Annotated in this window: 18 protein-coding genes; 7 read left to right on the top strand and 11 right to left on the bottom strand. The window is 70.8% G+C overall.

Features of this window, described 5'->3' with window-relative positions; all coding sequences use genetic code 11:
* Window positions 1-31 precede the first annotated feature (31 nt).
* The 6 genes from ACFW16_RS02145 to ACFW16_RS02170 all read right to left on the bottom strand — a co-directional run bounded on the left by ACFW16_RS02145 (window position 32) and on the right by ACFW16_RS02170 (window position 6,979).
* A complete protein-coding gene (locus tag ACFW16_RS02145) occupies window positions 32-1,930 on the bottom strand; it encodes an ABC transporter substrate-binding protein (RefSeq protein ID WP_380301384.1) in 1,899 nt (632 codons plus the stop codon).
* Window positions 1,927-3,816 carry a dipeptide ABC transporter ATP-binding protein gene (locus ACFW16_RS02150; RefSeq protein WP_380301386.1) on the bottom strand — a complete coding sequence of 630 codons (1,890 nt, stop codon included), beginning with the start codon at window positions 3,814-3,816 and terminating at the stop codon, window positions 1,927-1,929. Before ACFW16_RS02150 ends, ACFW16_RS02145 begins: the two co-directional genes overlap by 4 nt.
* A gap of 7 nt (window positions 3,817-3,823) precedes the next feature.
* Complete coding sequence (locus tag ACFW16_RS02155; protein ID WP_380301388.1) at window positions 3,824-4,363, bottom strand: hypothetical protein; 540 nt, start codon at window positions 4,361-4,363, stop codon at window positions 3,824-3,826.
* Window positions 4,360-5,151 carry a polysaccharide deacetylase family protein gene (locus ACFW16_RS02160; RefSeq protein ID WP_380301390.1) on the bottom strand — a complete coding sequence of 264 codons (792 nt, stop codon included), beginning with the start codon at window positions 5,149-5,151 and terminating at the stop codon, window positions 4,360-4,362. The genes ACFW16_RS02155 and ACFW16_RS02160 overlap by 4 nt, the downstream gene beginning before the upstream one ends.
* Before the next feature lie 95 nt (window positions 5,152-5,246).
* The gene (locus ACFW16_RS02165; protein WP_380301392.1) at window positions 5,247-6,398 is read right to left on the bottom strand and encodes a glycosyltransferase family protein; all 1,152 of its coding nucleotides are present in this window, start codon (window positions 6,396-6,398) and stop codon (window positions 5,247-5,249) included.
* On the bottom strand, window positions 6,395-6,979 hold the full coding sequence (locus tag ACFW16_RS02170; protein WP_380301394.1) for a histidine phosphatase family protein: 585 nt from the start codon (window positions 6,977-6,979) through the stop codon (window positions 6,395-6,397). Before ACFW16_RS02170 ends, ACFW16_RS02165 begins: the two co-directional genes overlap by 4 nt.
* A gap of 74 nt (window positions 6,980-7,053) precedes the next feature.
* Between ACFW16_RS02170 and ACFW16_RS02175 the strand changes: the two genes are divergently transcribed.
* Window positions 7,054-7,323, top strand: coding sequence for a BrnT family toxin (locus tag ACFW16_RS02175; RefSeq protein ID WP_380301396.1), 270 nt, complete (start codon window positions 7,054-7,056; stop codon window positions 7,321-7,323).
* Window positions 7,304-7,582 carry a BrnA antitoxin family protein gene (locus tag ACFW16_RS02180; protein WP_380301398.1) on the top strand — a complete coding sequence of 93 codons (279 nt, stop codon included), beginning with the start codon at window positions 7,304-7,306 and terminating at the stop codon, window positions 7,580-7,582. The genes ACFW16_RS02175 and ACFW16_RS02180 overlap by 20 nt, the downstream gene beginning before the upstream one ends.
* Before the next feature lie 10 nt (window positions 7,583-7,592).
* Here the strand turns inward: ACFW16_RS02180 and ACFW16_RS02185 are convergent, their stop codons facing one another.
* From ACFW16_RS02185 to ACFW16_RS02195, 3 genes are read right to left on the bottom strand one after another with little or no spacing between them, the layout of a single operon-like run.
* Window positions 7,593-8,693: a glycosyltransferase family 4 protein gene (locus ACFW16_RS02185; protein ID WP_380301400.1), complete on the bottom strand. Its 1,101-nt coding sequence runs from the start codon at window positions 8,691-8,693 to the stop codon at window positions 7,593-7,595.
* Complete coding sequence (locus tag ACFW16_RS02190; RefSeq protein WP_380301402.1) at window positions 8,690-9,940, bottom strand: glycosyltransferase family 4 protein; 1,251 nt, start codon at window positions 9,938-9,940, stop codon at window positions 8,690-8,692. The genes ACFW16_RS02185 and ACFW16_RS02190 overlap by 4 nt, the downstream gene beginning before the upstream one ends.
* A 7-nt stretch (window positions 9,941-9,947) precedes the next feature.
* Complete coding sequence (locus ACFW16_RS02195; RefSeq protein WP_380301404.1) at window positions 9,948-11,150, bottom strand: glycosyltransferase family protein; 1,203 nt, start codon at window positions 11,148-11,150, stop codon at window positions 9,948-9,950.
* 225 nt (window positions 11,151-11,375) lie between these two features.
* Between ACFW16_RS02195 and ACFW16_RS02200 the strand changes: the two genes are divergently transcribed.
* The 3 genes from ACFW16_RS02200 to ACFW16_RS02210 are packed head-to-tail and all read left to right on the top strand — an operon-like array spanning window position 11,376 to window position 14,988.
* Window positions 11,376-14,003 (top strand): ABC transporter transmembrane domain-containing protein, encoded by a 2,628-nt coding sequence (locus ACFW16_RS02200; protein ID WP_380301406.1) that lies wholly within the window; start codon window positions 11,376-11,378, stop codon window positions 14,001-14,003.
* Window positions 14,004-14,033: 30 nt separating this feature from the next.
* Window positions 14,034-14,483, top strand: coding sequence for a cyclic nucleotide-binding domain-containing protein (locus ACFW16_RS02205; protein WP_026873225.1), 450 nt, complete (start codon window positions 14,034-14,036; stop codon window positions 14,481-14,483).
* Between the two features lie 7 nt (window positions 14,484-14,490).
* A complete protein-coding gene (locus ACFW16_RS02210) occupies window positions 14,491-14,988 on the top strand; it encodes a class I SAM-dependent methyltransferase (RefSeq protein WP_380301409.1) in 498 nt (165 codons plus the stop codon).
* Window positions 14,989-15,092: 104 nt separating this feature from the next.
* Here the strand turns inward: ACFW16_RS02210 and ACFW16_RS02215 are convergent, their stop codons facing one another.
* Window positions 15,093-15,887 carry an exodeoxyribonuclease III gene (locus ACFW16_RS02215; RefSeq protein ID WP_380301411.1) on the bottom strand — a complete coding sequence of 265 codons (795 nt, stop codon included), beginning with the start codon at window positions 15,885-15,887 and terminating at the stop codon, window positions 15,093-15,095.
* Between the two features lie 52 nt (window positions 15,888-15,939).
* Window positions 15,940-17,220 carry an MFS transporter gene (locus tag ACFW16_RS02220; protein ID WP_380301413.1) on the bottom strand — a complete coding sequence of 427 codons (1,281 nt, stop codon included), beginning with the start codon at window positions 17,218-17,220 and terminating at the stop codon, window positions 15,940-15,942.
* A 178-nt stretch (window positions 17,221-17,398) separates the two neighbouring features.
* Here ACFW16_RS02220 and ACFW16_RS02225 point away from each other — a divergent pair, with 178 nt between their 5' ends.
* Complete coding sequence (locus ACFW16_RS02225) at window positions 17,399-17,782, top strand: AtpZ/AtpI family protein (protein WP_380301415.1); 384 nt, start codon at window positions 17,399-17,401, stop codon at window positions 17,780-17,782.
* A gap of 3 nt (window positions 17,783-17,785) precedes the next feature.
* Window positions 17,786-18,508, top strand: coding sequence for a F0F1 ATP synthase subunit A (locus ACFW16_RS02230; RefSeq protein WP_380301417.1), 723 nt, complete (start codon window positions 17,786-17,788; stop codon window positions 18,506-18,508).
* Window positions 18,509-18,529: the final 21 nt, after the last annotated feature.

Here is an 18,529-nt window from a genome sequence, read left to right on the forward strand (position 1 = left end):
ATCCGCCCCCGGACCATCTCCGTCCCCGCCATCACGGGTCCACCCAGAAGCTGTCGGGGTGATAGATGCCGAAATGGGCGCCCGGGTCCCAGGACAGGATCCCCTTCTCCGGCACGTTGTGCAGCCGGTTCTTGACCACCACCGGGGCCAGCACGCCCTGAACCGTGCCGATCGAGGTGACCTGGTCCGATTGGATCCGGATCATGTCGCGGATGATGGCGTCGCGGCGGTCCTTGTCGGCGGTGGCGCGCCATTCCTCGTACAGCGCCATCAGCTGCTCGGCGAAGGGTTCGTCCGGCTTCTCCCCGGCGGTTCCCCGGGTCTGCTCGTACTGGCCCCATTTCGGGTATTGCAGCCAGTTCTGGTCGACCGGCGCCAGACCCGACGGCACCGTCGTCGGCGTCACCAGCGCGTTGTCGATGCCGGTCCACACCGACATCACCGTGTCGCCGGAGAAGATCCGCTGCAGGAACACGTCGCGCTGCGACTGGGTGGTGTACAGGGCGACGCCGATCTTGGCCCATGTGTCCCGGATCAGCTGCAGGATGTCGGCCTCGAGGCTGCGCTCGCCGTTGCTTTCGATGACGACCTCCAGCCGCCTGCCGTTCGGCATCAGCCGGATGCCGTCGCCGTCGCGCCGGGACAGGCCGGCCTCGTCGAGCAGGGCGTTGGCCTCGGCCAGGTCGAACCGGGTCCACTCCGTCGCCAGCGCCGGGTCGTAGAAGGGCGATTCCGGCAGCACCGTGTTCTGGCTCGGCCGGGCCAGGCCGAAGAACACCACCTGGTTGATCTCGTCGCGGTTGATCGCCAGCGACAGCGCGCGGCGGAAGCGGACGTCCCGGTTCAGCGCCCGCCAGTCCTTGTCGTTGCAGTTCAGGTTCGGATAGAGGGCGACCTCGGACCCCAGCGCCGTGGTCCACAGCCGCACCTTGTACTGGCCGGCGGCCTGGCCGGCCTTGAGGAAGCTGATGTTGTCGAAGCGCAGGCCGCGCTGCTGCAGGTCGGCGTCGCCGGCGCCGGCCTTGGCCGGGATCAGCGAGCCTTCGACCACGTTGACGATGACGCGGTCGAGATAGGGCAGCTGCCGGCCCTGGCTGTCGACCCGATGGTAATAGGGGTTGCGGACGAAGACGAAGCGGTCGGCCGGGGCCTTGGTGGTGTTGACCCAGGGCTCCAGCTGCGGCAGGTCCGGATTGGCGGCGTCGATCAGCTTGCTGCGCAGGTTGAACAGTGCCACCCAGTTGCGCATGCCGGACTGTTTGACCAGCGTCTCCAGGACCTTGGGATCGGCATATTTCTTGTGGAACTGCTTCAGGTAATGCGCCGGTGCGAACAGGTAGAGCGGCGCGGGCCCGGCGAGCGCCGGCAGGAATTCCGGGTTCGGCCTGGACCAGGAGAAGCGGACGGTCCGCGCGTCCGGATACTCGACCTTCGGCAGCTCGCCCTCGACCAGCAGCCGGGTGTCCGGGCCGTAGGGCGACAGCTCCTTGTCCAGCTCCATGTCTTCCCAGGAGAAGCGGAAATCCTCGCTGGTGAAGGGCTGGCCGTCCGACCATCTGTGGCCCGGCCGCAGGTGCAGGGTGAACACCTTCTCGCCGTCGACATCGACCGACTGCAGGATGTCCGGATGCAGCTTGAAGTCCGGGCCGTAGCCGACCAGCCGGGCATAGGCGTAGGTGTTCATGATCCGGATGTCGCGGGCGCGGGCGACCATCCAGGATATCTCACCGCCCTGGCGGCCCGGCTCCTTGCCCTCCGCCGCCATGTCGACCACCGACGGCACCTGCGGCACGCGCTCGGCCACCGGCGGCAGCTTGCCGGCGGCGACGTCCTGTGCGTAGAGCGGCGTCTCGACCAGCGCCGGGCCGGCGGCCGCGGGCAGGGCGTGGCCCAGCAGGATCGCGAGGAGAAGACCGGGCCAGCGGGTCATGATGCCACCAGCTCCAGCGCCGGCGCCTCGGTGGCGCGGACGAAATGGCCCTTGTCGACCTCGACCAGGCGCCCGGGCCGGTCGGGCCCCAGGGTGAACGGCGCCGGCCATGCCCCGGGGTCGGAGGCGCGGCCGCCCATCAGCGCCGCGAAATCCAGGCGGCGCGCCGGGTCCGGGGCGGGCACCGCGGCCAGCAGCGCCTTGGTGTAGGGATGCATCGGCCGGGCGAACAGCAGGGCGCGCGGCGCCATCTCCACCACCCGGCCGCGGCACATCACCATGATCCGGTCGGCGATGTAGTCGACCACCGCCAGGTTGTGGCTGATGAACAGATAGGTCAGGCCCAGCCGGGCCTTCAGGTCCTTCAGCAGGTTCAGGATCTGGGCCTGGATCGAGACGTCGAGGGCCGAGACCGGCTCGTCGCAGATGATCAGGTCGGGGCGCAGCGCCAACGCCCGGGCGATGCCGATGCGCTGCCGCTGGCCGCCGGAGAAGCTGTGCGGATAGCGCTGCAGGTGGCGGATGTCGAGCCCGACCAGGCCCATCAGCTCCTTGGCGATCGCCTTGCGTTTGGCCGGGGTGCCGATGCCGTGGATGGTCAGGGGCTCGGTCAGGATGTCGAACACCGTCATCCGCGGGTTCAGCGAGCTGAACGGGTCCTGGAAGATGAACTGCATGCGCGGGCGGAAGGCCTTCAGCTCCTCGCCCTCCAGCGCCAGCACGTCGACCGGCTTGCCGTGGTCGTTGAAGCGGATGCCGCCCTCATCCGGGGTCAGCGCCCGCATCAGGATCTTCGACAGGGTGGTCTTGCCGCAGCCGGATTCGCCGACGAGGCCCAGGCACTCGCCCCGGCGGATGGCGAAGGAGACGTCGTCGACCGCCTTGATCCGCTCCTCCTGGCCGCCGCCGAACAGGCCGCTGTTGCGGATGGCGAAGGTCTTCGACACGCCCTCGACCTTGAGCAGCGGGCCGGCCGCCTCGGCCGCCTCGGTCCAGGCCTTCTTGCCGGTCCCCAGCATGTGGCCGTCGGCCTGCCGGATCTCGCGGATCGGCATCAGCCGCTCATGCCCCATGTCGAAGCGCGGCACCGCCCTCAGCAGCGCCTTCAGATAGGGGTGGCCGGGATTGGTGAAGATCGGCCCGATCGGGCCGGATTCCATCACTTCGCCGCGGTACATCACCACCACCTCGTCGGCGATGTTGGCGACGATGCCGAGGTCGTGGGTGATGATCATGATCGCCATCCCCAGCTCGCTCTGCAGGTCCTGCATCAGCTTCAGGATCTGGGCCTGGATGGTGACGTCCAGCGCGGTGGTCGGCTCGTCGGCGATCAGCAGGGCGGGGCGGCAGACCAGCGCCATCGCGATCATGGCGCGCTGGCGCAGGCCGCCGGACAGCTCGAACGGATAGGTCTTCAGCGCCCGGGCGGGGTTGGGGAATCCGGTCAGCCGCAGCATCTCGCGGGCCAGATCGCGCGCCTCGGCGGGTCCGACCGGCCGGTGCAGCCGCACCGCCTCGACGATCTGGTTGCCGACCGTGTGCAGCGGCGACAGCGAGGTCATCGGCTCCTGGAAGATCATCGAGATCCGGCCGCCGCGGATGTCGCGGTACTCCGCGCTTTCCTGCGGCAGCTTCGCCAGGTCGACGACCGTCCCCGGCCTGTCCGGGTCGCTGAACAGGATCCTGCCGCCCGTGACCCAGCCGTTGCTGGGCAGGATGCCCATCACCGACTGGGCCAGCACCGACTTGCCGGAGCCGCTCTCGCCGACCACGGCGACGGTCTTGCCGGCCGGCACCCGCAGCGACACGCCGCGCACGGCCTCGAGCGTGCCGCCGGGCACGGCGAAGCCGATCCGCAGATCATCCAGGCGCAGGATGTCGGTCACCGCGCCCTCATTCCTCGGGCCCATCATTCGTGGCAGGGCGGACGCCCCAGCGCTCGGCCAGCCCGGCCTGGGGCGTGACGACGCCGAGTGACATCAGGTTGGCCTGGCTGGAATCGTCGACCGGCAGCCCCTTGGCCACCGCCGCGTCATGCGCCCGCGACACGATCTCGTCGAAGCCGCTGATGGTGGATTCGACCCTGAGGCGCCGGCCGCCGCCGCGCAGGTCCAGCTGCATCCAGCCGCGCTGGCGGTCGCGCCGGACCGAGAAGTAGCGCAGCCGGAAGCCGGACAGGTCGTGCCAGGCGATGCGGGTGCCGAGCGGTCCGTGGGCGACGATGCCCTGGTCGTCGACCTCGATCACGCTCCGGTGCCGCAGCCAGGTGCGCAGCAGGAAGGCCAGGAACACCAGCGCCGCGGCGGCGAAGGCGACGGCGACGATCCAGTGCATCGGCAGCAGGATCAGCGGCAGCGCGGTCAGCGCCAGCCCGGCCGCGCCGCGCGCGTAGTCGCCCCCCAGCTCGGTCATGTCATAGCGGTGGGCGGTCATGTCCGGGCTCCGAACAGGCTGTCGGGGTCCGGCCAGGCCACGGCCGGGTGCCGGCTCAGGACCGAGAGCAGGCCGTCGAGAAAGATCCATCCTTCGTCGTCATGCGCCAGGTGGTGGGTCAGGAGGCCGGTCGGCTCCCCCGGGTCGGCGGCGCCGCCGCGGCGGTCGGCCAGGTGGCGCAGGATCGGTGCCAGCGTCCGGTCGATGCCGGCAAAGCCGTGGCCGCCGCGCCAGTCGATCGGATCGGCATGGGTGTTGAGCTGTGCCGGGCCGGGCGCCGCGTCGCGGGCGCCGAAGCCGGACAGCACCGTCAGCCCGGCCTCGCCCAGCCGGGCGCGGACCCGCGGGCCGATGCGGTTCCAGGGCGGTGCCAGCACCGGGCGGAAGCGGTCGCCGAACAGCGCCTGCAGCCGCTTGCGGCCGGCAACCAGCTCGGCCAGGGCGGCCTCCGCCGGGCGATGGTCGCCCAGCTCGGCATTCTTCTCGCCCGCCGGCGCGTGCGACCGGTGCGCCCAGCCGTGCTGGATCACCACGGCGGGCGTGCCGGCCAGGCGAACGGCCAGCGCCGGCTCGGCCCCGGCGGGGATGACCGCGAGCGCGACCCATCGGCGATGGCGCGCGGCCAGGGACAAGAGCCGGTCCAGCGCCGGGCTCGGCGCCACCGCGTCGTCGTCGCGCCACCAGAACGTCGCGCCGCGGCCGGACGCGGCCCACAGGTCCAGCTCGGCCCGCAGCTTGGTCCAGGAATCGGGCAGGGGCGGGGCAGGGGGCTCGGTCGGCACAGGCATGGATCGGGACGGTCCGGACGAAAGCGGCACTATAGCCGCAGCCCGCGCCCGCGCGGCAAGCTCCGCATCCCCGATGTCCTGGTCCGTCATCCTCCTCACGCGGCGCTCCGTCTCTCCGCGGCGTCGCGCAGGAGGGCCGCCGCGGTCCGGGCGCCGTCCAGCGCCAGCGCCGCGCGGGGCGGCGGGGGCGCGGCCATGGCGTCGTCCACCGCCCGGGCCAGCCGCTCCGGCGTCAGCCCGGCCTCCGGCACCACGAGACAATGGCCGCGGGCGGCCAGCAGTTCCGCCCGCCGGGTCTGCTCGGTCTCGCCGGCCGCGGCGAAGGGCACGAAGACGGCGCGGCAGCCGGCCCGCACCACATCCATCACCGTGTTGTAGCCGGCCTGGCTGACCGACAGGCGGCAGCGCGCCAGCAGGCTCGGGAAATCCGGCCGTGCCGGCTCGACGATCATGCCCTCCGGCGCTGCCGCGGTGAGGTCCGCGACGGTGCCCGCGGGCAGGTCCGGCCCGGCCAGCAGGCGCCAGCGCGTCCGGGCCTGGCCTGAGAGGGCGCGGGCGGCGAGGGCGGTGCGCAGCAGTTCGGCGCCGACCGCACCGCCGCCGACCGAGACGATCACCTCGTCGACGCCGTCGCCGGGCGGCGCCTCGCGGGTCGTGGGCGCGCCGACATAGCCGGTGTAGCGGATCAGCCGGGCCACCCGCGGGGCGGGCGGGAAGCTGGCCTCGAACGGGATCACCGCCGGGTCGCCATGCACCAGCACCAGGTCGAACAGGGCCAGCGCGGTGTCGGCCATGGCCTCGACCTTGGCCGGGTCCTGCTTGTCCACCAGGATGTCGCGGACCGAGCAGGCGATCAGCGGCCGCGGGCTGGCGCGGCGCGCGATCTCCAGCATCGGCACCAGCTCGAAGGCGAAGGCGCGGCGGCCGAAGGGAAAGGTCTCGACCAGCAGGATGTCGGGCTGCGCCCGGGCCAGCAGGGCCAGCAGCTCGGCGGCGCGGCGCTTCTTCCAGCCGGCGTCGATCGGCCTGTCCTCGGCGTCGAGCAGGGTGCGGAAGCCGGTGTCGGCCGACCGCACCGGCGGCAGCTTCACCACCTCGGCGCCGCCCCAGTCGGTGCCGGGCACGGCGAAGCCGCCCTGGGCCACGGTCACGGCGAAGCCGGCCTCGGTCAGGGCGCGGGCGATCGCCGCGGCCCGCCGGACATGGCCGATGCCGAGCAGATGCTGAACGTGGAACAGGACCTTCATGCTGCCAAAGCGATGTTCAGCCGCTCGATCACCGGCGCCCCCGAATCGTCCAGCCGGAACAGGTGTGCGCAGCCCCACTGCAGCCCGTCCGGCGCGTCGCCGATCATGGTCCAATCGGCGGCGCAGGCATAGAGCGCCAGGATGACGCCGCGATGACAAACGGCCACGGTGTCGCGCCCCGCGGCGGCCAGCCGCAGCAAGAGCGGCGCCAGCCGGGCCTGCAACTCGCGGTAGGACTCGCCGCCCGGGGCGCGGAAGTCCAGGCCCAGCGCCTCGCGCCGGGCCAGCTCCGCCGGGTCGATCCGGGTCCTGTCGGACAGGCGCAGCCCTTCCCAGCCGCCCCAGTCCAGCTCGGTCAGCGCCGGCTCCGGCACCGGGTCCAGGCCCAGCAGCCGCGCCGTCTCCAGCGCCCGGGACAGCGGGCTGGCCAGCACCTGCCAGCCGGCGGTCCAGTCCGGCAGGCGCCATTGCGCCGTCGCTTCGCGCCCGGCCTCCGACAGCGGGATATCGGCCCGGCCCTGGATGCGGCGCCCGGCGTTCCAATCGGTCGGCGCGTGGCGCAGGACGAGGAGGCGGGTCATGCCCGGAGAGGATCCCGGGATCCGTAGTTACGATTTGCCTGGCTCTGCGACCAAATCGTGGTTACACTCCGATCGTGCTCGACTGGGACGCGGATAAGGCCAAGGCCAATCTTACCAAGCATGGCGTGGCTTTCGAGGCCGCCGAGGGCTTTGATTTCGCGACCTCCGTTATTCGGCTGGACAACCGCGTTGACTATGGCGAGCCGCGCTGGGTGGCCGTCGGGCTCATCGGTCGCCGCCTGCACGTCCTGGTCTACACGGAGCGAGAGGCTCGCTTCCGCATCATCAGTCTGCGCCGGGCGAATAGCCGGGAGAGAAGGAACTATGAGCAAGCGAAAGCCTGACGATATCAGCCAGGAGGCATGGGATGCGGTCGATTCCCCGCCCCTGACTGATGAATTCATGAAGCGCATGCGCCCGGCCGCCGAGGTGCATCCGGAACTCATCGAACTGCAGCGCCGGTACCGCGGCCAGCAGAAGGCGCCGACCAAGCAGATGGTGACCCTGCGCCTGGACCCGGATGTGGTGGAGGCCTTCCGGGCCAAGGGGGCGGGCTGGCAGCGGCGCATGAACGACGCGCTGCGCAAGGCCGCCGGCCTCTGACCGGGCCCGATCATTTCGTCCCCTGCCGGACCACCGCCTGCAGCGTCCGGTCCAGGATGGCGGCGGCGGCGATGTCGTGGCGGGCCAGGATGTTGGCGCGGGCGGCCTCGCCCATCGCCCGGCGGCGGGCGGAATCGTCCAGCAGGGCCGCGACGGCCTCGGCGAAGGCGCCGGCATCGCCCGGCGGTACCAGCAACCCGGTCTCGCCGTCACGCAGGATCTGGGCGACGCCGCCGCTCTCGCCCCCGGCCGCCCCGGCCACCGCCGGCAGGCCGGCGGCCTGCGCCTCCAGCAGCGCCATGCCGAAGGCCTCATTGATCGCGGGCCAGACGAACAGGTCGGCCTCCGCCAGCACCTCCGGCAGCGATTCGGGCGGCACTGCGCCGCGGAACACGGTTCGGGCGGGGTCGAAGAGCGGCTCGATCCGCGGCCGGGCCGGGCCGTCGCCGATCACCATCAAGGTCCAGGACCGGTCGCCGAGCTGCCGCAGGGCGTCCGCGAGCAGACCATAGGACCGTTCCTTGTCGCCCTCCCGCATCATGCCGATGGCGAGGAGGCGCGGCGGGTCGGCCGGCCGGCGGGTGATCGCGGCGAAGGGGGCGGCGTCGAGGAAGGGCGGCAGGCGCACGATCCGCTCCGCCGGCACCAGGGCGGACAGGCCGGCTGCGTCCTTGTCGCTGAAGGTGAACAGCGCCGCGGCCCTGCGGATCGCCGCTTCCGCGGCCCGGTGCCCGGCGGCCCAGGGCCCCTCCGCCCGGCGCGGCGCATGCGAGGCCTCGGCCGCGACATAGGGGATGCCGAGCGCGGCGGCCACCGGGGGCCCGAGCCAGTCCGGCGCCTTGTGGTACAGGTGGTAGGTGAACCAGATGTCGGGCCGGTCCGCCCCCCGCCAGCGCCGGACCAGCCGGTCGGCGATGCGGGCGCCCAGCGCCTCGATCCGGGCCGGCCGGGCCGGGTCCAGTCCGGGGTCCCAGCTGCGCAGCCGGCTGGCCAGGCGGACCTCGTGCCCGCCGCGCCGTAGCGCCTCGATCAGCAGCCGCGCCATGCGCCGGTCGCCGGACGGCACCGGATGGCCGGGCGGCTTCATCGGCGCGTAGAAGGCGATCCTCATCCGGGGGCCGGCAGGCCGAAGCGGCGGGCCAGCTTGGCCAGGCCGGCGGCGAAGCCGAAGTCGCGCCGCACCCGCGCGGCGCCGGCGGCGCCCAGCTTGGCGCGGCGCGCCGGGTCGGCGATCAGCCCGGACAGCGCGTCGGCCGCCGCCGGCACGTCGTCCGGCGGCACCAGGATGCCGGTCTCGCCGTGCAGGATCAGCTCCGGGATCGCCGAGACCGAGGAGGCGAGGCAGCACAGGCCGGTGGCCTGCGCCTCCATCAGCACGTTCGGCAGCCCGTCGCGGTCGCCGTCGGCGGCGATGCGCGCGGTCAGCACGAACAGGTCGGACTCCAGCAGTGCCGCCAGCACCGCATCCTGGGTCAGGGCGCCGCGCCACTCGATCCGGTCGGCGAGGCCGAGCCGGATCGCCTGGGCCCGCAGCTCCGACAACCGGGCGCCGCCGCCGATATGGGTCCAGTGCCAGGCCTGGCCGCGCGGCAACGCCGCGAAGGCGTCGAGCAGCCGGTCGAAGCCCTTCTTCTCGACCGCGCGGCCGACCGAGATCAGTCGCACCGGATCGGCCGGGTCGCGGCCGTCGCGGCGGGGCCGGGCGATCGGGTCGGGGAAGCGGCCGAAATCGAGGCCGTGATGCACCAGCGACACCCGCCCCGGCTCCGGCGCCAGCTTCGCCAGATGACCGTGGTTGACCGCGGTGCAGGTGGCGGCCCAGCGGGCTTCGGCCAGCTTCTCGCGCAGCTCCCACTCCGGCGTCGTCCAGATGTCCTTGGCGTGGGCCGAGACGCTCCAGGGCAGGCCGCGGATCAGCGCGGCGTAGCGGCCGACCGAGGCCGGGGTGTGCAGGTAGTGGACGTAGATCCAGGACGTCTCCGGCGGCAGCTCCCGCGCCAGCACGCAGGCCTGGCCGAAGCGGCGCCAGCGGTTCGGCGTCGGGTCGCGCCGATAGTCGCGGCGGAAGGCGGCATGGGCCGCCGCGTATCCCGGCTGGCGCCGGGCCCAGTCGCGCGCCGCCGCCACCCGCGGCTGCTCCTGGTACAGGTACTCCGGCAGGTACAGGACCGGCGCGGCGATGCGGCGGTTCAGCTCGTGCACCTGGGTGTCGGTCGGGTGCCGCAGCGATACGATCAACTGGCGCTGGCCGAGCTGCTGCAGCCCCAGGATCTCCTGCGCGATGAAGGTCTCCGACAGTCTCGGATAGCCCTTGACCACGATGGCGGTCAGGCCGTCGGTCTGCGCTCTCTCGGTCATGCGGGGCTCAGGCCGTGGCGCGGATCGAGGAGGGCGGGTCGATCGCATCCATCGCCAGCCGGTCGACGGCGTCGAGCCCGTCGAGCAGCCCGGGCGGGAAGCGGGTCGAGGGCAGCGGCTGGTCGGGCAGGGCCCGCAGCGCCCGCACCATCACGGCGGGGTCCCCCGGCCCGTCCTGGTCGAGCATGCTGACCAGGCCGAGCTCGGCGGCGCGCGAGGCCCGGATATGTTGTTCCAGCCGCGGTCTTACCCGCGGCACCAGGAGCGCCCGCTTGTCGAAGGACAGGATCTCGCAGAAGGTGTTGTAGCCGCCCATGGCGACGACGCCGGCGGCGCGGACCATCAGGTGCTCGATCCGGGCGTCGAAGGTGATGACCTCGACATCGTCCAGCCGGGCGGCGCGGGCCATGAACTCGGCCTGGCGCTCGCGCTGCATGAACGGGCCCAGCACGATCAGCGCGGCGCAGGGCATGGATCGGTCCAGCTCATAGGCCGACAGCACCCAGTCGACCAGGTCCTCGCCGTCGCCGCCGCCGCCGGGCGTGACCAGGATGTAGGGGTCGCGCAGCGGCGCCGCCTCGGCCGGGACGTTGGTCGGGGCGCGGCGGCGCAGATAGCCGGTATAGGTCATGCGGGCGCGCACCGAATCCGGCAGCTCGATGTCGGCCAGCGGATCGCAGATCTCCGGCAGGCCGTAGATCCACAGCTGGTCGTACAGATGCTCCAGCGCCGGGACGACGTTCTTGCGCTCCCATTCCGGCGCCAGCAGCGACGGCTCGTCCATCACGTCGCGCAGGCCCAGCACGGTGCGGGTGCCGCGGTCGCGCAGCATCTCCAGCGTCTGCTTGACCTCGCCGCGCAGGCCCAGCGGCTCCTTGTCGACGATGAACAGGTCGGGGTCGAAGATCGCGGCCGTGTGCTCGATGATCGAGGCGCGCATGGCCAGCGTCTCCTCGATGTCGATGTGCAGCGACAGCGAGGTGTAGTCGCCGTTGCGCAGCTTGATCACGCCGGGGATGCGGACGAAGTCGACCCGGCTGCGGAAGTCGAAGCTGCCGATGATCGGCGAGCCGGACAGGATCATCACCGACAGGTCGCTGTGCCGGGCCACCAGCGCATGCGCGATGGTGCGGCAGCGGCGCAGATGGCCGAGCCCGAAGCTGTCGTGGCTGTAGATCAGGATCCTGGCCTGAGCGGTGCGCTTCGCCATGCAGCCTTGCCGCCTGGAGACCCGGGACGGGCCGACACGGACGGCCCCTGCCGCCCGGCGCGCTTTTAGCACGAAGGCTCCGGACCCGTCACCCGCACCCTTCGCGCGGCGGGCCGTGACCGCCGTCACATGCTTTGCGCCATGCAAAGTTCACGCTATGGTCCTGCCCGTGCCCGGCGAGGCTGGACCTGGATCGCGATGGATTCCAACATCTTCAAGTTTATCTTGCGGCACAGCAGCCGCGAGCAGATCTATATCCTCATCGTCACGCTGATTTCGTTTCCTTTTGTCTATTATTCGTTGGATCTGCCGAAGCAGATCGTCAACGGCGCCATCGACGACAAGGCCGCGGGTGATTTCCCGAAGGTGTTCTTCGGATTCCAGTTCGACCGGATCGAATACCTGCTACTGCTGTCGTTCCTGTTCCTGGCGCTGGTGTTCGTCAACGGCGGCTTCAAGCTCTACATCAACATCTACAAGGGCAAGCTGGGCGAACGGATGCTGCGCCGGCTGCGCTACGAGCTGTACTGCCGGATCCTGCGCTTCCCGCTGCCGCATTTCCGCAAGACCTCGCAGGGCGAGATGATCCCGATGATCACCTCGGAGGTCGAGCCGCTGGGCGGCTTCATCGGCGACGCCTTCGTCCAGCCGATCTGGTCGACCGGGACGCTCCTGGTCTACATCTACTTCATCTTTGTCCAGGATCCGATCCTGGGCGCGGCGGCGGTGTCGCTGTACCCGCTGCAGGGCTGGCTGATCCCGCGGCTGCAGAAGCGGGTGAACCAGCTGGGCAAGGAACGGGTGCGCACCGTGCGCAAGCTGGCCGACCGCATCGGCGAATCCGTCTCCGGCATCACCGACATGCATGCCAACGACGCCACCGCGGTGCACCTGGCGGATTTCTCCGACCGGCTGGGGACGATCTACGACATCCGGTTCGAGATCTACAACCGCAAGTTCTTCATCAAGTTCCTGAACAACTTCATCAACCAGCTGACGCCGTTCTTCTTCTATGCGATCGGCGGCTGGCTGGTGATCCGCGGCGACATCCAGCTCGGCGCGCTGGTGGCGGTGCTCGCCGCCTACAAGGACCTGGCCTCGCCGTGGAAGGACCTGCTCGACTACTACCAGACCCAGGCCGACACCCGGATCAAGTACGAGCAGGTGGTGGAGCAGTTCCAGCCGCCCGAGCTGCTGCCGGTCGAGCGCATCACCGGCGACCAGGTGATCGACGGCCCGCTGCCGAAGGAGCTCAGCTTCTCCGCCGTCTCGCTGGTCGACGACAGCGGCATGACGGTGATCGAGGGGCTGACCGCCGTCTTCCCGACCGACGGCCACGTCGCGGTGGTCGGCGCCGGGGTCGGCAAGGACGAGCTGATGCTGATGATGGCCCGGCTGATCTCGCCGACCAGCGGCAAGATCCGGCTCGGCGAGCACGACTACGAAACCCTGGGCGAGGCGGTGATCGGCCGCCGCATCGCCTATGTCAGCGCGCACAGCTACATGTTCACCGGCACGCTGCGCCAGAATCTGTATTACGGCCTGTGCCACCGGCCGCTGCGCGAGGCGCAGTACGACGACGACGCGGCCAGGCGCCGCCAGGCCCGCCGGGCGTCGGAGGCGCAGGTGGCCGGCAACACCGATTTCGACATCAACGCCGACTGGATCGACTACCAGGCGGCCGGGGTGGACGGGCCGGAGGCGCTGCAGGACAAGGCGCTGGAGATCCTGCAGGCGATCGACATGGAGCAGGACGTCTACCGCATCGGCCTGAACGGCACGATCGACGCGGACAAGGCGCCCGAGATCGCCGACCGGGTGCTGGCGGCGCGCGTGTCGGTGCGCAAGACCCTGGCCGAGACCGATCTCGGTGACCTGGTCGAGCTGTACGATTCCGACCGCTTCAACAGCTCCGCCTCGGTGGCCGAGAACCTCTTGTTCGGCACCCCGGTCGGCCCGGTCTTCGCCTATGACGCGCTGGCCGAGAACGAGTATGTGCTGTCGGTCCTGGAGCGCACGGGCCTGATGGAGGAGTTCATCCAGGTCGGCGCCCAGATGGCCGAGACCATGGTCGAGCTGTTCGCCGACCTGCCGCCCGGCCACGAATTCTTCGAGCAGTTCAGCTTCATCGGCTCGGAGGACCTGCCCGAATTCCAGCCGATCGTGATGCGGGCGAAGAAGGAGGGCACGGCGGTGCTGCGGCCGGCCGACCGCACCCGCCTCTTGTCGCTGCCGTTCAAGCTGGTGCCGTCCCGCCACCGCCTGGGCGTGTTCGAGGCCGACCTGCAGCAGCGGCTGCTCGGCGCCCGCAAGGTGTTCGCGGCCGAGCTGCCGGAGGATCTGCGCCCCTTCATCGAGTTCTTCGACGCCGAGCGGTTCAACGAGGCGGCGTCGCTGCAGGACAACATCCTGTTCGGCAAGATCCGCTACGGCCGGCCGGATGCGGCGGAACGGGTGCAGACCCTGATCCAGACCGTGGTCGACGAGGTCGACCTGCGCGACAGCGTGATCGCGGTCGGGCTCGACTTCTCGGTCGGCGTCGCCGGCAGCCGGCTGTCCGCGGTGCAGCGGCAGAAGGTCGGGCTCGGCCGCGCCTTGCTCAAGAACGCCGACCTCCTGCTTCTGAACGAGGCCACCTCCACGCTCGACGGGGTGGCGCAGAGCCGGGTCCATCGCACCATCCGCGAACTCAGGCTCGGCCGCGGCTTGATCTGGGGCGTACATCGGCCCAGCATGGCCCGGGAGTTCGCCGACATCGTCGTGGTGCGGCATGGCCGCATCGTCGAGCGCGGCGACTTCCAGACGCTGAACCGCAACGGCAGCGTGCTGCACGAATTGCTGGAAGCGGAGTAGAATGCGAACAGGGAGCTGGAGGACGGATCGGTGAGCCTTGCGGAAGAAGTCGAGTTGCTGAAGCGGATCCCGCTTTTCGCCAATATCGACACGTCGAAGCTGAAGCTGCTGGCCTTCACCAGCGAGCGCGTCCGCTTCCCCGCGGGGCAGGTGCTGTGCCGGCAGGGGGAGATCGGCCGCGCTGCCTTCATCATCATCGACGGTGAGGCCGACGTGATCGTGGACGCCGAGACCGGCCCCCTGACCGTGGCCTCGGTCGGCCGCAACGACTTCGTCGGCGAGATCGCCATTCTCTGCGACGTGCCGCGCACCGCCACGGTGCAGGCGCGCACCGACGTCACCGCCCTCGTCATCGCCAAGGACCAGTTCTTCCGCATGATCACCGAATTCCCGCAGATGGCGATCGAGATCATGCGCGTGCTGGCGCTGCGCCTCGAACGGACCACCAAGGAAGCGGCCCGCGCCCGCCAGACGGCCTGAACGGATCGTGAGCCGCCTCGACAGCTTCATCCGCCGGATGCAGGCGCAGCGCGCCTGCCTCGACTGGGCCGCGCGGGCCATCGCCGGCCTGCCCGGCGACGTCATGGAACTCGGCCTCGGCAACGGCCGCACCTACGACCATCTGCGCGAGGCGCTGCCGGACCGCGCCATCTGGGTGTTCGACCGCCACATCGCGGCGCATCCCGGCTGCATCCCGCCGCGCGACCGCATGGTGCTGGGCGAGGTCCTGGAGACCATGCCCGGCTTCGCCGCGGCGCATCGCGGGGGGATGGCGCTGATCCACGCCGATCTCGGCACCGGCGACGACCTCGCCAACCGGGCGCTGGCGGCGGCGCTGGCCCCGCTGCTCGGCCCGGTGCTGGCCCCGGGCGGCGTGGTCGTGGCGAATATCGGCTTCGCCGGCACCGGCTGGGAGGAGCTGCCCGAGCCCGATGGCGTCTCGCCCGGGCGCTACTACCTGTACCGGCGGCCGGTCACCGGGTGACATCGTAGGTTGGGTTCGCGAGAGCGAACCCAACGTCGTCATCGATCATCCGGCGAGGTGTTGGGTTCGCATTCGCGAACTCAACCTACGATGCCTTTGCCCCCTCACACCTCGACGTCGACCACCACCGGCACGTGGTCGCTCGGCTTCGGCTCCCAGCCGCGGGCCTCGCGCAGGGTGCGGTGCGCCTTCAGGCCGCCGGCCAGCGGCGGGGTGACCCAGATGTGGTCGAGGCGCCGGCCGCGGTCGGACAGCTGCCAGTCGGCGGCGCGGTAGCTCCACCACGTGTACAGCTTCTGGTCGGGCGGCACGAAGGTGCGGGCGCTGTCGACCCAGCCCAGCGTCGACTGCATCGCCGCCAGCTTCTCGACCTCGATCGGGGTGTGGCTGACCACGTCCAAGAGCTGCTTGTGCGACCAGACGTCGTGCTCCAGCGGCGCGATGTTCAGGTCGCCGACCAGGATCATCTTCTGGTCGCGAGTCCGGTTCTGCGGCCACCAGGCCGTCATCTCGTCCAGGAACTGCAGCTTGTGGGCGAACTTCTCGTTCACCGCCGGGTCCGGAACGTCGCCGCCGGCCGGGATGTACAGGTTGTGCACCTCGAGGCCGTCCGGCAGGCGGATGGCGATGTGGCGGCAATCCTCCTTGCCGCACCAGTGGCGGATCTCATGGCTCTCGAAGGGCAGGCGCGAGATCACGGCGACGCCGTTGTAGCCCTTCATGCCGGCGATCGCGATGTGGCGGTAGCCGAGGTCGACGAAGGGCTGGTGCGGGAAGTGGTGGTCCGGGGTCTTGGTCTCCTGCAGGCAGATGATGTCGGCCGCGGTCTCGTCGATCAGGCGCAGCACCAGCTCCTGGCGCAGGCGGACGGAGTTGATGTTCCAGGTGGCGATGCGCATGGGCCCTCTCTGCGATGCGGCCCGCGACCCTAGCGAAGCCCGCCGGGGTTGCCTAGCGCGCCGGCACGTCCTCGCAGTCGTCATAGCCCGGCTCGGCCTCGACCTCGTCCTCGGGGCGGATGCGGGGGTCCAGCTCGGCCGGGGCGGGGCTCGATCCGGCGGCGAGGCCAACGAAGTGCTCGGCCTCCCCGGCGGCGACCCGGCCGCGCCGGGCCATGCGCCACAGCACGAAGCCGGCGAAGGCCCCGACCAGCAGGGCGACATAGACGAACAGCGCGTCCGGCCCGAACCGCTCCATCGCCACCGTCGCCGCCAGCGGCCCGGCGGAGGAGCCGACCGACCACAGGATCAGGAGCGTCCCCGCCAGCGGCACGTAGTCCTGCGGCTTGGCGTGGTCGTTGGCATGGGCGACCGACAGCGGGTAGATCGCCTCGGCCATGCCGCCCCACAGGGCGAACAGCACGATCAGCAGGCCGAAGCTGCCCGCGCCGATGCTGCCGACCGCGGCGACGATGGTGCAGGCGGCCGCGCCCAGGATCACCCAGCGCCGGTCGATCCGGTCCGACAACCAGCCCAGCGGCCACTGGCACAGCAGGCCGCCGATCTGGGTCGCCGCCATCAGCGTCGCGATCTCGGCGGTGGAGAAGCCGCGATGCACGCCCCAGACCGGGGCCACGCCCTGCAGCGTCGCCGCCACCAGCCCGACCACGACGCAGCCGACCGCGCCGACCGGCGAGTTGCGGTAGGCCTTGCGCAGGATCGGACGGATCCGGTGCGGCACGCTGGGGTGGCGCGACCGGGTCAGCGTCACCGGGATCAGCGCCAGGGTGAAGGCGGCCGAGGCCAGCACGAAGGGCAGCACGTCGCGCGTGTCGAGCACGGTCAAGAGGGCTTGGCCGGCGCCCAGCGCCAGCATCACCACGACGACGTAGCTGGTCAGGATGCGGCCGCGCAGGTGCCGCGGCGTCAGCTCGTTCAGCCAGCTCTCGGTGATCATGAACAGGCCGGCGGAGCAGAAGCCCATGGCCAGGCGCAGCAGGAACCAGCCCGGCAGGCCGACGGTCCAGGGCAGCGCCAGCCCGGCCAGGCAGGAGGCGGCGGCGAAGGCGGAGAAGGCACGGATATGGCCGACCAGCCGGATCAGCCGGCCGACCACCAGGCAGCCGGCCAGGAAGCCGACGGCGCTGGCCGCGACCACCAGCCCGACCCGGTCGGCCGACAGCCCGGCCTCGGTCAGCCGGATCGGCACCAGCGTGGCGAAGACGCCCTGGCCGAGCGAGACGATGGTGATGCCGGCGAGGATCGCCGCGACGGCCAGGAGCGGGCTGAGCATGGCCGAGTCTAGCCCGGCGGAGCGGGCCGCCGCCAGCGCCGCCGGCGCGGTTCCGGAGGCCGGACCGGACGCCGGGCGCGAATACCGCGGCGGCGGCCGGTTTTGTCGCCTTGACGGGACCCCGGGGCGTCACTAAGGTGCGCGCCGCTTGAGGTGGGGGTGGCCGCCGCCCGAAAGGGTGTCCGACAACGTGACTCAGAACGACCAGAACCCGCTGCCGCATTCGGATTTCGACCGTCGCTTGAGAGAGGCGAAGGCGAAGCTTCCGGGGGCGGGGCGCGAGGCGAAGGGCGGAGATGATGGGCGCGATGTCGGCCGTGCTGGCATGGCCGCCGGCTTCCGCATCGCGGTCGAGCTGCTCGCCGCGATCGTGGTCGGCGCCGGAATCGGCTGGGGTCTCGACCAATGGCTCGGCACGCGGCCCTGGTTGTTGATTCTGTTCTTCATCCTGGGTGCGGTGGCCGGCTTGATGAATGTCTACCGGACCGGCATGGAGCTGGACCGGGCGGCGAAGGCGAAGCGGGCCGCCGAGCAGGCGGAGCGAAACCGGGGCGGGAGATAAGGCGTGGCGTCGCCAACCGAGCAATTCCAGATCGAAAAGATCCTGCACGTCGACATCGGCGGCCTGGATCTCTCCTTCACCAACTCGTCGCTCTTCATGGTGATCGCCGCGGCCGTCGCGTCGGCGGTGCTGTTCCTCGGCGGCAGCCGCGGCGCCCTGGTGCCGGGCCGGCTGCAATCCTTCGCGGAGATGTTGTACGAGCTTGTCGCCAACATGATACGCGACAATGCCGGCAAGGAAGGGTTGAAGTACTTCCCCTTCATCTTCACGCTGTTCATCTTCATCCTGTTCGGCAACGTGATCGGGATCATTCCCGGCACCTTCACCTTCACCAGCCACATCATCGTCACCTTCGCCCTGGCCTTCGTGGTGTTCGTGGGCGTGACGGTGATCGGCTTCGCGCGGCACGGCGCCGGCTACCTGCGGATGTTCTTCCCGCATGGCGCCCCCCTGTGGACCGCGGTGATCCTGGTGCCGGTCGAGCTGATCTCCTACCTGTCGCGGCCGATCAGCCTCTCCGTCCGACTGTTCGCCAACATGACGGTCGGCCACGTGCTGCTGAAGGTCATCGGCGGCTTCGTCATCGCGCTCGGCGTCGGCGGCATCGTGCCCTTCGCCTTCCTGATCCCGCTGACGATGCTCGAGCTCTTCATCGCCGTGCTGCAGGCCTACATCTTCGCCATTCTCAGCTGCGTCTACCTGCACGACGCGCTGCATCTCCACTGACGGATCGCAGCCCGCGAACCG

The organism is Inquilinus sp. NPDC058860 (genome assembly GCF_042743185.1).
Taxonomy (GTDB): Bacteria; Pseudomonadota; Alphaproteobacteria; order DSM-16000; family Inquilinaceae; genus Inquilinus.

Bases quoted from the DNA above. Each gene is read 5' to 3' on its own strand.
- ACFW16_RS02145 (WP_380301384.1), bottom strand. From the start codon at position 1,930: ATGACCCGCTGGCCCGGTCTTCTCCTCGCGATCCTGCTGGGCCACGCC.
- ACFW16_RS02155 (WP_380301388.1), bottom strand. From the start codon at position 4,363: ATGACCGCCCACCGCTATGACATGACCGAGCTGGGGGGCGACTACGCG.
- ACFW16_RS02160 (WP_380301390.1), bottom strand. From the start codon at position 5,151: ATGCCTGTGCCGACCGAGCCCCCTGCCCCGCCCCTGCCCGATTCCTGG.
- ACFW16_RS02165 (WP_380301392.1), bottom strand. From the start codon at position 6,398: ATGAAGGTCCTGTTCCACGTTCAGCATCTGCTCGGCATCGGCCATGTC.
- ACFW16_RS02170 (WP_380301394.1), bottom strand. From the start codon at position 6,979: ATGACCCGCCTCCTCGTCCTGCGCCACGCGCCGACCGATTGGAACGCC.
- ACFW16_RS02180 (WP_380301398.1), top strand. From the start codon at position 7,304: ATGAGCAAGCGAAAGCCTGACGATATCAGCCAGGAGGCATGGGATGCG.
- ACFW16_RS02185 (WP_380301400.1), bottom strand. From the start codon at position 8,693: ATGAGGATCGCCTTCTACGCGCCGATGAAGCCGCCCGGCCATCCGGTG.
- ACFW16_RS02190 (WP_380301402.1), bottom strand. From the start codon at position 9,940: ATGACCGAGAGAGCGCAGACCGACGGCCTGACCGCCATCGTGGTCAAG.
- ACFW16_RS02195 (WP_380301404.1), bottom strand. From the start codon at position 11,150: ATGGCGAAGCGCACCGCTCAGGCCAGGATCCTGATCTACAGCCACGAC.
- ACFW16_RS02215 (WP_380301411.1), bottom strand. From the start codon at position 15,887: ATGCGCATCGCCACCTGGAACATCAACTCCGTCCGCCTGCGCCAGGAG.
- ACFW16_RS02220 (WP_380301413.1), bottom strand. From the start codon at position 17,220: ATGCTCAGCCCGCTCCTGGCCGTCGCGGCGATCCTCGCCGGCATCACC.